General features: G+C 71.6%; 10 protein-coding genes. 6 read left to right on the top strand and 4 right to left on the bottom strand.

The annotated features are described in order from the left end of the window. Positions 1-87: 87 nt before the first annotated feature. On the bottom strand, positions 88-972 hold the full coding sequence (locus WH07_RS12695) for a universal stress protein (protein WP_046499625.1): 885 nt from the start codon (positions 970-972) through the stop codon (positions 88-90). 274 nt (positions 973-1246) lie between these two features. Between WH07_RS12695 and WH07_RS12690 the strand changes: the two genes are divergently transcribed. Beyond that, positions 1247-2155, top strand: coding sequence for a universal stress protein (locus WH07_RS12690; protein ID WP_046499623.1), 909 nt, complete (start codon positions 1247-1249; stop codon positions 2153-2155). A gap of 227 nt (positions 2156-2382) precedes the next feature. Then, positions 2383-4110, top strand: a complete 1728-nt coding sequence (locus WH07_RS12685; RefSeq protein ID WP_052744347.1) for a GAF domain-containing sensor histidine kinase — start codon at positions 2383-2385, stop codon at positions 4108-4110. Positions 4111-4229: 119 nt separating this feature from the next. Here the strand turns inward: WH07_RS12685 and WH07_RS12680 are convergent, their stop codons facing one another. The 3 genes from WH07_RS12680 to asnB form a co-directional block, all read right to left on the bottom strand. Next, entirely contained in the window at positions 4230-4925 is a 696-nt protein-coding gene (locus WH07_RS12680; protein WP_046499621.1) for a response regulator, read from the bottom strand. 114 nt (positions 4926-5039) lie between these two features. Continuing rightward, the gene (locus WH07_RS12675; RefSeq protein WP_046499619.1) at positions 5040-5714 is read right to left on the bottom strand and encodes a CBS domain-containing protein; all 675 of its coding nucleotides are present in this window, start codon (positions 5712-5714) and stop codon (positions 5040-5042) included. 149 nt (positions 5715-5863) lie between these two features. Beyond that, entirely contained in the window at positions 5864-7702 is a 1839-nt protein-coding gene (gene asnB, locus WH07_RS12670) for an asparagine synthase (glutamine-hydrolyzing) (RefSeq protein WP_046499618.1), read from the bottom strand. A 547-nt stretch (positions 7703-8249) separates the two neighbouring features. On the opposite strand from asnB, the gene WH07_RS12665 reads away from it, so the two are divergent. The 4 genes from WH07_RS12665 to WH07_RS12650 all read left to right on the top strand — a co-directional run bounded on the left by WH07_RS12665 (position 8250) and on the right by WH07_RS12650 (position 12252). Next, a complete protein-coding gene (locus WH07_RS12665) occupies positions 8250-9173 on the top strand; it encodes a ParB/RepB/Spo0J family partition protein (RefSeq protein WP_232788846.1) in 924 nt (307 codons plus the stop codon). 102 nt (positions 9174-9275) lie between these two features. Further along, entirely contained in the window at positions 9276-9899 is a 624-nt protein-coding gene (locus WH07_RS12660; protein ID WP_046499616.1) for an isochorismatase family protein, read from the top strand. Beyond that, the gene (locus WH07_RS12655; protein ID WP_046499614.1) at positions 9896-11914 is read left to right on the top strand and encodes an anthranilate synthase family protein; all 2019 of its coding nucleotides are present in this window, start codon (positions 9896-9898) and stop codon (positions 11912-11914) included. The genes WH07_RS12660 and WH07_RS12655 overlap by 4 nt, the downstream gene beginning before the upstream one ends. Then, positions 11911-12252 carry a hypothetical protein gene (locus WH07_RS12650; RefSeq protein ID WP_046499611.1) on the top strand — a complete coding sequence of 114 codons (342 nt, stop codon included), beginning with the start codon at positions 11911-11913 and terminating at the stop codon, positions 12250-12252. Before WH07_RS12655 ends, WH07_RS12650 begins: the two co-directional genes overlap by 4 nt. Positions 12253-12278: the final 26 nt, after the last annotated feature.

The following is a 12278-nucleotide window of genomic DNA, read 5'->3' as shown; positions in this document are numbered from 1 at the left end:
TCGGAGAGGTGTATAAGGGACAGGAGTCCCAGGCGGTGGGGTGGGTGAGTCCCGGGCGGCGGGTACGGCCGTACCGGGCCTCGCCGGTCAGCCCCGCACCGGGACGATCGCGACCGGGCAGGCGGAATGGCGCAGCACGGCGTGATGGACCCGCCCGAGCGGGAGGCCGACGACCGGATGCCGCCGCTCCGCGCCCACCACCAGCAGATCCGCGCCGGCCGACTCGTCCAGCAGGACCTGATGCACCGGACCCGGTACGAGCCTTCGCCGGGCGGCGACCTCCGGGTACTTCCCGCTGACGAGCCCCATGACCCGGTCGGCGGACTCGCCCGCCTCACGCCGATGCGCCCTGGCGCGGTCCGCGCCGGTCAGCGGATGCGGCAGGGTCTCGTGCGCGGGGAGGTGCCAGGCGCGTACGGCCAGCAGTTCGCAGCCGCGCCACCGCGCCTCGCGGAAGGCGAACCGTACGGCGGCGGCACTCCCGGGACCGTCCCCGACGCCGACGGCCACGCGCCGGAGCGCCGACAACAGGTTCGGCTCCTCGCCGCGGGCCACGATCACGGGACAGGGGGCCCGCGCCGCGACGGCCAGGCTCACGGATCCCAGGAGCAGACCGGCGACCGGGCCGTGCCCGTGCGGCCCCAGCACCAGAAAGGACGCGTCCAGGGCCTCTCGCAGAAGCGCGGTCACCGGGTCCTCGGGCTGGATGGCGGTAGAGACCTTCACATCGGCGGCGATCCGGTGCGCGCGCTCCTCGGCGGCTGCGAGGAGGTCCTCGGCCAGGACCTCCTCGTAGGGGCGGTCGGTGCCGGGCTCGCTCCGTATGCCTTCGTAGTGCTCCCAGAGGGAGGCGTACACCAGCCGCAGGGGCAGGCAGGAGCGGTCGGCCTCGGCCGCCGCCCACTCGACCGCCTGACCGCTGCCCTCGGAGCCGTCCACTCCCACGACCAGGGGAAGCCCCATCGCCTCCATCGCAGCCTCGCCTCCTCCTGCCCGGCTGTCCGAGTACGCGGCTGCCCGGATGCTCCGCTGTCCGGATGCGCCGCCGGGCGGCTGCCGGACGCCGCCGGACGGGCGCCGGGCCGCCTCTTCCAGCGTCCTGTCTTTCGGGCGCGCTGTCGCGGCGCGGGCCGTCGGAGACCGGCCAAGGGGCCGAGTGGCTCATGCCGCCCGGCGGCGTCGGCGCGGACGCTGGAGGTACGGCACCGGAGGTACGGCAGGAATGCCGTGGAGGGAGTGAGGACATATGACACCGGTCGTCACTGTCGGGCTGGACGGGACCCCCGAGTCCCTTTTCGCCGTCCGCTGGGCGGCCAGGGAGGCGGAGCTGCGGCACGCGACACTGCGCCTGCTGCACGCGTGGGTGCTGCTGTCCGTCGGGCCGGAAGAGTCCACGCGGACGGAGATCCGGGAGAGCGATCAGAACTACTGGGCCGAGCGGATCATGGCCGAGGCCCTCCGTACCGTCACCGAGCACCGCCCCGATCTGCCCGTCGTCGAGGACCTGGTCGCCCAGGACCCGGTGAGCGCGCTGCTGACGGCGGCCGGGGAGTCGGAGGTGCTGGTCCTCGGTTCGCGGGACATGGCACCCCTGGCCAGCTACTTCCTCGGCGACATCGCTCTCCATGTGGTGGCGCGGGCCGACGGTCCCTCGGTGCTCGTACGCGCCCGGGAGGAGGTCACGGCAGTGACGGACGACCGTGATGTGGTGGAGGGGCGCGATGTGGTGATGGGGCTGAGCCTGCACGGCCCGTGCGACGCGCTGATCGAGTTCGCCTTCGACAGCGCTGCCCGGCGCGGGGTCACCCTGCGGGCCGTCCACGGCAGGAACCTCCCGCCGCCCGCCTTCACGCATGGCGGCGCCGACGATCCGTACCGCTCGGGGACGGTGGCCGGGCGGGCCGCCGAGGACGCGCGGCGGGAACTGGCCGAGGCGCTGCGCCCCTGGCGTGAGAAGTTCCCCGACGTACGCGTGGTCGACACGGTGTGGTCGGAGAGCGCGGCCCGGGCGGTCGTCCGGGGCGCGGCGGGCGCCGGACTGCTGGTCGTCGGCCGCCGCAGGAAGCGGCCGCCGCTCTCGCCGCGGGTCGGGCACGTACTGTCGGCGGCGGTGCACCACGCGCCCTGCCCGGTGGCGGTCGTCCCGCACGACTGACCCGTGGGCCGGCCGTGTCCGGTGAATCCCGGCACGGCCTGAGCCGCTCGTACGCCTGCCCCTCCCATGCGCCCTGCCCCTTCCCGTACGCCCGCCCTTCCGTACGGCCGGGACTTCCGGACCGTACGAGCCAGTGGCCTTTTCGGGATGCCCGCCTTCCGCGAGCCGTTACCGTGGAAGTACCGCCGGTTGTGGGCCGACGCGTGGGCCTGACGGAGGAACGGACCGTGGGCGACGACGGGAACAAGCGGGTGGCGGACGACACGCCGAGGCGGCTGGACGTCCTGCCGGAGGAGTTGCAGGCCCATCTGGAGGCGGTCCAGAGGGGGGCTCCCGAGTCCGTGCACAGCCTGCTCGAAGCTGTGCTCAAGGTCGGGCGTGAGCTGGATCTGCCCCAAGTGTTGCGGCACATCGTGCAGGCGGCGGTGACCCTTGTGGACGCCGAGTACGGCGCCCTCGGTGTCATCGGGGAGGAGCCCCTGCTCTCCGAGTTCCTGCCGGTCGGCGTGTCCAAGGAGCAGACCGCTGCGATCGGCCATCTCCCCGAGGGCCATGGAATCCTCGGCGAACTCATCCGGCGCCCCGAGTCCCTGCGTCTCTCCGAACTGTCCGACCACCCGGCCTCGTACGGCTTCCCGCCCGGGCACCCGCCGATGCACTCCTTCCTCGGAGTGCCGATCCGGGTGCGCGACGAGGTGTTCGGCAACCTCTACCTGACCGAGAAACGCGGTGGCAAGGACTTCGACGACGAGGACGAGACCGTCCTGGCCACCCTCGCCGCCGCGGCCGGGGTCGCCATCGAGAACGCGCGGCTGTACGAGAGCGTCCGCAACCGGCAGCGCTGGCAGGAGGCCAACGCGGACGTCATCGCCAGCCTGCTGTCCGGGGCGGACGAGCGGCAGGTTCTCCCGCTGATCGTCGACCACGCGCGCCGCATCCTCTCCGCCGACCTGGGCGTGCTGGCGCTGCCCGGCGACGGCGGGAAGACGATGCGGCTGGCGCTTGCCACCGGGGTGGGCGCGGAGGTGTACCAAGGACTGGTGCTCCCCCGGGAGGGATCGTTCGTCGGCGCGGCCCTGTACGCCGGAGAGCCCCTGCTCAGCCCCGATATCCAGACCGACCCGCGGGTCACGATGCACCGCCCGCCCCCGTGGCGCGCTCTCGGGCCCGCCGTCGCGGTACCCATGGGCGCCGGGGAGGGGGTACGGGGAGTGCTGCTGATGGGCCGGAAGCAGGGGAGATCCGCGTTCACCCAGGCCGAGACCGCTCCGCTGCTGGCCTTCGCGGGACAGGCCGCGATCGCGATGGAACTGGCCGGCCGACGGCAGTCGGCCGAGCAGCTCACCCTCCTGGAGGACCGTGACCGGATCGCCCGTGATCTGCACGATCTGGCCATCCAGCGGCTCTTCGCCACCGGCATGACCTTGCAGAGCACCGTACGGTTCGTCGAGCACCCGGCCGCCCGCGACCGGCTGCTGCGCGCGGTGGACGACCTCGACGAGACGATCAAGATCATCCGCTCCACCATCTTCGGGCTGCGTGCCCATGAGGCCGGACGCACCCGCCAGGGGCTGCGGGTCCGGGTCACCATGGCGGTGGAGCGTGCCGTACGCGCCCTCGGTTTCACTCCGTCCCTGCGGATGGAGGGGCTCATCGACACCGATGTCCCGACGGACGTCGCCGAGCATGTGGTGGCCGTCCTGGGGGAGGCGCTGAGCAATGTCGCCCGGCACGCGCACGCCACGGGCGCGGAAGTTTCACTCGTCGTACGGGACAGCCGGCTCACGCTCACGGTCTCGGACAACGGGACCGGAATCCCACCGGACCGGCCCAGAAGCGGGCTGGACAATCTGGCCCGGCGGGCGGAGGGCCTGGGCGGCACGATGACGCTCGGCCCTCCGGAACACGGCGGCGGGACGCGTCTCGTATGGTCAGTACCGATCAGCCTGCGATGACCCCCCGGAGCTGTCCCGCCGCGCGGTGACCCCGGCGGCCTGACCCCCTGTCCCGCGTGTCCTGCGGTCCCCCGGACTAGGGAGAGCGCCTCAGCGGCGTCCGTACCACGACGACTCCGTCAGTAGCCGGCGCCGTCGTGGTACGGACCGGCCTGGGTGGCGAGGACCGCGGCCTGGATGCGGCGCTCCACACCCAGCTTGGCCAGCAGCCGCGAGATATGGTTCTTGACCGTCTTCTCGGACAGGAACAGCCGCTTTCCGATCTCCCGGTTGGTCAGGCCCTCCCCGATCAGGACGAGGATCTCGCGCTCGCGGGGCGAGAGTTCGGCCAGCGCGTCGGTCTCCGGCTCCTCCTCGGTGCCGCCGCCGCGCAGGCTGCTCATCAGCCGGGTCGTCGTCGCCGGATCGAGCATGGACCGGCCGGACGCGACCGTACGCACCGCCGCCACCAGATCCGCTCCCTTGATCTCCTTCAGTACGTATCCGGCCGCCCCGGCCATGATCGCGTCGAGGAGGGCGTCGTCGTCGTCGAACGAGGTGAGCATCAGGCAGGCCAGCGCCGGCATCCGCGAGCGCAGGTCCCGGCAGACCGAGATCCCGTCGCCGTCCGGAAGCCGTACGTCCAGGATCGCGACGTCCGGGCGCAGGGCCGGTCCCCGGGCCATGGCCTGGGCGATGGATCCGGCGTCGCCGACCACCTCGATGTCCGGCTCGGCGTCGAGCAGATCCTGCACTCCGCGCCGTACGACCTCGTGGTCGTCGAGCAGGAACACCCGGATCGGCTTCTGCGGCGAGAAGCCGTGTGCCTCATCCATATCTCTCCTCCGCGTCGAGGTCCCCTCCCACCGGTCCGGACAGTCGTCCGGGCCACCACTTCCCGATCCTTACTCCGGAACGCGCACGCACAACAGGGCCGAACGGGCCCCACCTCATGCCACCGGGGGTTCCGGTCGCCGGGTTCCGGGCTCCGGCAGGGCCCACTCGACATCCACGACCCCTTCGACCGCCCTTACCAGCCGGGCCGCCAGCGGTACGAGCGCCGTGTCCCGGACCCGGCCGCTGAGGGTCACCATCCCGTCCTCGACCGAGACGTCCACGGTGTTTTGGGACAGCAGGAAGAGACGGTCGACGATCTCCGTCCGTATCTCCTCGGCGAGGTCCTCGTCCGGGCGGAGGAACACCTTCAGCAGGTCGCAGCGGCTGACGATGCCCCGGAGCATTCCCGAGGCGTCCACCACGGGGAGCCGCTTCAGCCGCCCCCTGGCCATCGTCCTGGCCGCCTGGGCGAGAGTGGCGTCCTCACGGACCGTGACCGCGGGGGCGCTCATCAGTTCGTCGGCGGTCGCCGCCCCGGCCTTGCGCAGATCGCCGAGGCGCCGCATCTGCTCCATCCGGCTCGGGTCCGCGTCCCGGAACTCCTCCTTGGGCAGCAGATCGGCCTCGGAGATCACCCCGGCCACCCGGCCGTCGCCGGTCAGCACCGGCACGGCGCTGACCTTCCACCGCTCCATGGCCCCGACGATCTCCTTGAACCCGGCCCGGGGGCCGACCGCGACCACGGTGTGCGTCATCACGTCGCTCACGATGCGCGGGGCGCGGTGCATGGTGCCTCCTACGGTCCGTCCACCCCCAGCCTCGGTGCGCCGGGCACCGGAGGCCAGGGGCCGGTCGGCCCTGTCCCCCGGTCCGAACGGTTCGAACGGCCGTCACGGCCGCACGGTCCGCACGGTCCGGACGGGGCAGGGCCCTCGGGTCAGTCCAGGATGATCTCCGGCCGGTAGAGGTCGAACCAGTGGTAGAAGTCCAGCACGCGCTCCAGCCCGCGCCGGTCGCCGCTGGGCATCGTGACGTCCCGCCCGACCGCCTCGGTCAGCCACGCCCGGTCGATCAGGGTGAACACCGGGTGACCGTCGTCGGCCAGCACCTCCTTCGCCTGCTGCTGGAGGGCCGCCCCGTACCCCGGGTCCTGGGTGGACGGGTACGGGCTCTTCCGCCGGCCCCGTACCGACTCCGGCACCACATGGGCGGTGGCGTGCCGCAGCAGGCTCTTCTCCCGGCCGTCGAAGGACTTCAGCGACCAGGGGGCGTTGTACACGTACTCAACCAGCCGGTGGTCACAGAACGGCACGCGCACCTCCAGCCCGACCGCCATCGACACCCGGTCCTTGCGGTCCAGCAGCATCCGGACGAACCGGGTCAGATGGAGATTGCCGATCGTCCGCATCCGCCGCTCGTGCTCGTCGTCCCCGGCGAGATGGCCGACGGCCGCGACCGCGGTCGCGTACTGGTCGGGTACATACGTGTCGAGATCGAGGGCGCCGCGCACCTCCGGGCGGAACGGGGCCGAGCGCCCGTGGCTCATCGGGCTCTGGAAAGCGAGCCAGGGGAAGGTCTCCGCCTTCACGGCCTCGGGGTCGTGGAACCAGCGGTACCCGCCGAACACCTCGTCCGAGGACTCGCCGGACAGGGCCACCGTCGACTCCGCCCGGATCGCCTTGAACAGCAGATACAGCGAGGTGTCCGTCTCGCCGAAGCCGACCGGCATGTCGCGCGCCGTGATCACCGCGCGGCGCAGTTCGGGATCGGTCAGCTCGTCCGGGCTGAGGGTGACGAAGCGGTGGTCGGAACCGACCAGGTCCACGACATCCCGGATGTACGGGGTGTCCGGGCTGTCCCAGTTGGCATCGGCCCGGAAGGTCTCCTCGCGGTTGGCGAAGTCCACCGAGAAGGTCCGCAGCCGCTCGCCACGGGCGGCCAGCCGGGCCGCCGCGAGGCCGGTGACCACGCTGGAGTCCAGGCCGCCGGAGAGCAGCACGCACTGGGGCACGTCGGCGACGAGCTGGCGGTGCACGATGTCGGTCATCAGCGCACCGACCCTGGTCAGCGTCGTCGCCAGGTCGTCGGTGTGCTCCCTGGCCTCCAGCGACCAGTACGTACGGGTACGGATGCCCCGCGCGTCGACGGTGACGACGGTGGCCGCCTCGACCTCGCGCATGTCCTTCCACAGCGCCCAGCCGGGAGCCATGGTGAACCCGATCAGCTCGCGCAGCCCCGCGGTGTCGACGGCCGGACGGGCCAGGGGGTTGGCGAGGATCGCCTTGGGCTCGGAGCCGAACAGGACACCGTCGGGGGTCGGGTAGTAGTAGAGCGGCTTGACGCCCAGCCGGTCACGGACCATGACCAGCTTGTTCTCGCGCTCGTCCCAGATGGCGAACGCGAACATGCCGTTGAGGTGCTCGGGCAGGCTCTCGCCCCACTCCAGATAGCCCAGCAGTACGACCTCGGTGTCGCTGGCGGTCCTGAAGTGGTGCCCCTTGCCCTCCAGTTCGGCGCGCAGCTCGGTGAAGTTGTAGACCTCGCCGGTGTAGACGAGGGAGATCGTGCCGCCCGGCGTCCGCACCTCCATCGGCTGCCGGCCGCCGACGAGATCGATGACCGCGAGACGCCGGTGGCCGAGTCCCGCGTGGGGGCGGACCCAGACCCCGGAGTCGTCCGGGCCCCGGCAGGCCATGGTGGCCGTCATCGCGTTCAGGACGTCATGGCGAGTGGTGAGATCGGAGTCATAGGAGACCCAGCCGGCGATACCACACATAAGGACTCACTCCTGGTAAAGGACTCACTTCTGTGGCTCTGTGGCGGTGCGGTGGTGCGGGAACGCGGCCTCACGAAGTGGCCTCATGAAGTATGGGGAATGAAATGCGTCCGAAAAGCGGGAGGCGATACCCGCCTCCTGGCTGCTTGAATTCTTTTATCACTGTGCCCCTGAACCTGTCCAGAGTGCGGGTTCTTGAGCGGTTCTTGAGGGATTATCCAGGCTCCCCGCAGAGCGTCCAGCCGGGGAAAATCCCCAGTTGGACGGGGCTTTCTCGGGTACTTTCTCTCGCGGACCCGAACGGCGCCACGCGGTCTGCGACTTTTGTGATATTGACGTTCTCGACAATCGGTACCTAGTGTGGCGGCGGCTCTTCATCGGAGGCTTATTTAATTTCCTTGCGATGGTTGGGGTATAGATGGTGAAGAATTCAGCGGCCGGCCCTCTTGAAAGGGAGAGCGGGCTTCCCTATGAACGCAGGGGTGCGATTCCGGGACGGCGGCGGAAAATGCTGGGGCCGGCGGTAAAGGTGGTCATCGGGTCCTTGGTGATCGCCGACACGCCGCGCACCACCGGGGAGAACCCGGAGCACATCCGGATGCTGGCCGGAGCCCTGGGCGAATTCCCGCCGATCGTCGTGCACCGGCAGACCATGCGGGTGGTCGACGGGCTGCACCGGCTGCGCGCCGCCGAGCTGCGCAAGCAGGAGTTCATCACCGCCCGGATGTTCGAGGGCGACGAGGCCGAGGCGTTCGTCCTCGCCGTCCAGGCGAACCTCGCGGGCGGGCTGCCGCTCTCCGCGGCCGACCGCAAGGCGGCCACGGCACGCATCATCGCCTCCCACCCCCAGTGGTCCGACCGATTAATCGCCTCCGTCACCGGGCTGTCCGCGAAGACCGTCGCCGAGGTGCGCCGTAAGCACCCCGCCGCCACAACGCGCAGGCCGGACAGCCGCATCGGTCTCGACGGGCGCGTACGGCCCGCCGACGCGGGGGAGAAGCGCCGGCTGGCGTCCGAACTGATCCTGCGCAACCCGGAACTGTCGCTCCGTCAGATCGCCAAGGCCGTGGGCATCTCGCCCGAGACCGCCCGGTCCGTCCGCAGCCGTCTCCTGTGCGACGAGGAACCGGCCGGACGGGAGCCCGACGACGCGGGATGGACCGCCGAGCCGCCCCCGCGGCCAGGACCCGACGACCCGCACACCGGCACGGGCCCCGGCCAGGAACCGCCGGACCGCGCCGCCGTGGTCCAGCGTCTCCGTACCGACCCCTCGCTCCGCTACAGCGAGAGCGGGCGCACCCTGCTGCGTCTGATGGAGGCCCACGCCCTCAGCGGTGAGACCTGGGCGACCCTCGCCAACTGCGTCCCCGCCCACCGCCGCCACACCATCGCCAGCGCCGCGATGGAGTACGCCAGGGGCTGGCGGGCCGTCGCCGAGCAACTGGCCCGGAACACCCCCCACTCCGTATAGCGCCCCCACCCGGCCCGCCGCACACCGGCGCTCACCCCTGTCGACCGTGCGCCACGACCTTCCCGGACGGGATCCATCCCTTCGCCAAGGAGAGAAACAATCATGTCCGGCATTCCCCCCATAGCGCCGTACGCCTTACCCACCGCCGCCGGTCTGCCGGCCAACACCGCACGCTGGGTCGCCGACCCCCGGCGTGCCGTGCTGCTGGTCCACGACATGCAGAGGTACTTCCTGCGGCCGTTCCCCGAGCCGCTGCGGGAGGACCTGGTGAGCAACGCGGCGTCGCTGCGCGACCGCTGCCGCGCGCTGGGGGTGCCGGTCGCGTACACCGCGCAGCCCGGCGGGATGACCGACGAAGAGCGCGGCCTCATCAAGGACTTCTGGGGCCCCGGGATGCGCACCGACCCCGCCGACCGGCAGGTGGTGGAGCCGCTCGCGCCGGGCCCCGCCGACCGGCAGCTCACCAAATGGCGCTACAGCGCCTTCCACCGCTCCGATCTGCTGGAGTGGATGCGCGCGCGGAACCGCGACCAGCTCGTCATCTGCGGGGTGTACGGGCACATCGGCGTCCTGGCCAGCGCGGTCGAGGCGTTCACCAACGACATCGAGACGTTCCTCGTCGCCGACGCCATCGGGGACTTCTCCCGGCGCGACCACCGGATGACCATGGAGTACGCGGCGGCGCGCTGCGCCATGGTGGTCACCCACAGACAGGTGCTGGCATGAGCGCGGATCCGCTGGCCGCGGTGCTGGCCGCGCAGCCGCCGCCCTTCGCGCTGCTCCACCGCCCGGAGACGACCGGCCCCGGCCTGCTGGACGTACTGCTCGGGGATCTCTCGGAGCCGGACTCCCTCGCCGGCGTGCCCGTACCGGACGACTCCGGGGGCGACGGCCAGGACGTCCTCGTCATCATCCCGTACCGGCAGATCGCCGAGCGCGGCTTCGCCACCGTCGACGACGGATCGCCGCTGCTCGCGCTGACGGTGACGGACCAGGCCGTGGTCCCGCTGGCCGAGGCGCTGGCGCGGATCCCCGAGGTCCCGATCCACCTGGTGAACGGCCGGTTCGATGTCGCCGACGACGACTACGCGGAGATCGTCCGCAGGGTCGTCACCGAGGAGATCGGCAGCGGCGAGGGCGCCAACTTCGTCATCAAGCGGTCATTCATCAGCGAGATCGAGGGGTACGGTCCCGCCGCCGCGCTGGCCTTCTTCCGCCGGCTCTGCGAGCGGGAGTCGGGCGCGTACTGGACCTTCATCGCGCACACCGGCACCCGTACCTTCGTCGGCGCCACCCCCGAGCGGCACATCAGCCTGCGTGGGGGCACGGCGGTGATGAACCCGGTCAGCGGCACCTACCGCTATCCGCCCGGCGGGCCCGTGCTCTCCGACGTCCTGGAGTTCCTCTCCGACGAGAAGGAGAGCGACGAGCTGTACATGGTGCTGGACGAAGAGCTGAAGATGATGGCCCGGATCTGCGACACCGGCGGCCGGGTCGTGGGGCCGCGGCTCAAGGAGATGGCCCGGCTCGCGCACACCGAGTACCTCATCGAGGGCCGCTCCGGCCGGGAGCCGCAGGAGATCCTCCGCGAGACCCTGTTCGCTCCGACGGTCACCGGGAGCCCGCTGGAGAGCGCGTGCCGGGTGATCGGCCGGTACGAGCCGGGCGGGCGCGGCTACTACAGCGGTGTCATGGCCCTGATCGGCCGCGAGGGCGGCCGACGGTCGCTGGACTCGGCCATCCTGATCCGTACCGCGGACATCGACCGCGCCGGCCGGGTGAGCATCGGGGTGGGCGCCACTCTCGTACGGCACTCCGATCCGCTCTCCGAGGCGGCCGAGACCAGGGCGAAGGCGGCGGGTCTGCTCTCCGCGCTGGAAGGCGTCCGGCGGGAGCGCGCCGAGGCGACGGCACAGGAGGAACCGGCCCCGCCGGCGGCCGGGACGGCCGTACGGCTCGGGGACCATCCGGCCGTACGGTCGGCCCTGGAGAGCCGGAACGAGGACCTCGCGGGGTTCTGGCTGGCGGGGGCGGAGAAGCCCGCCTGGGGCGAGGCGTTCTCCGGGGACGAGGCGTCTTCGGCGTTTTCCGTTGGCGGGGCGCGCTCCGGCGAAGGGGCGCTCTCCGGGGGCGGGGCGCGTGGTAAGCCGTTGTCCGGTCCGGCCGGGCGGCGCGTCCTCGTCGTCGACGCCGAGGACACCTTCACCGCGATGATCGCCCATCAGCTCCGTTCCCTGGGCACCCGGGTGACGGTGGCCCGCTTCGACGAGCCGTACTCCTTCGACGCCCACGACCTGGTCGTCATGGGCCCGGGACCCGGCGACCCCAATGACACCGGCGACCCCCGGATCGCCCATCTGCACACCGCGATCGGCACCCTGCTGGCCCGGCGGCTCCCCTTCCTCGCGGTCTGCCTCAGCCACCAGGTGCTCAGCCGCCGGCTCGGTCTGGACGTGCTCCGCTGCGAGGTCTGCAACCAGGGCACCCGGCGCGAGATCGATCTCTTCGGCACCCATGTGCTCGCCGGTTTCTACAACGCCTTCGCCGCCCGCTGCGGCCAGGACGCCTTCCACCACCCCGAGTCCGGACCCGTCGAGGTCAGCCGGGACGCCGGGAGCGGCGAGGTGCACGCCCTGCGCGGGCCCCACTTCGTCTCGATGCAGTTCCACGCCGAATCCGTGCTCACCCGCGACGGGCGGCACATCTGGGCCACACATATGGAAGAGGTGCTACGCGCGTGATCGTCACCATCGCCTGGTGGGACCTGACCGAATCCGAGCAGACCATCGACTCGCTGCGGGAGTATCTGCGTGACGAGGGGGTGCCGCCCTGGACTTCGGTGAAGGGGCTGCGCCTGAAGTTCTGGATCTCCGACCGGCCCGGCAACCGCTGGGGCGCGGTCATGCTGTGGGAGTCGGCGGAGGCCCGCGACCAGCAGCAGTTGCCGCCGCACCGGGCCGCCGAGCTGATCGGCTACCCGCCCACCGAACGCGTCCGGTTCGAGGTCGAGGCCATGGTCGAGGGGGCGTACGGCTCGGCCGCGCTGTCCGGCCTCGGTCTGGTCCACGACGCCGCCTGACCCCGCCCCGGCCCGCCCCCGTATCC

Origin of the sequence: Streptomyces odonnellii, assembly GCF_000981895.1 — a bacterium.
Classification (GTDB): Bacteria; Actinomycetota; Actinomycetes; order Streptomycetales; family Streptomycetaceae; genus Streptomyces; species Streptomyces odonnellii.
The sequence above is the reverse complement of the archived record's forward strand: the minus strand, read 5'-3'. Positions and strand labels throughout refer to the sequence as shown.

Bases quoted from the DNA above. Each gene is read 5' to 3' on its own strand.
- WH07_RS12695 (WP_046499625.1), bottom strand. From the start codon at position 972: ATGGAGGCGATGGGGCTTCCCCTGGTCGTGGGAGTGGACGGCTCCGAG.
- WH07_RS12690 (WP_046499623.1), top strand. From the start codon at position 1,247: ATGACACCGGTCGTCACTGTCGGGCTGGACGGGACCCCCGAGTCCCTT.
- WH07_RS12680 (WP_046499621.1), bottom strand. From the start codon at position 4,925: ATGGATGAGGCACACGGCTTCTCGCCGCAGAAGCCGATCCGGGTGTTC.
- WH07_RS12675 (WP_046499619.1), bottom strand. From the start codon at position 5,714: ATGCACCGCGCCCCGCGCATCGTGAGCGACGTGATGACGCACACCGTG.
- asnB (WP_046499618.1), bottom strand. From the start codon at position 7,702: ATGTGTGGTATCGCCGGCTGGGTCTCCTATGACTCCGATCTCACCACT.
- WH07_RS12660 (WP_046499616.1), top strand. From the start codon at position 9,276: ATGTCCGGCATTCCCCCCATAGCGCCGTACGCCTTACCCACCGCCGCC.
- WH07_RS12655 (WP_046499614.1), top strand. From the start codon at position 9,896: ATGAGCGCGGATCCGCTGGCCGCGGTGCTGGCCGCGCAGCCGCCGCCC.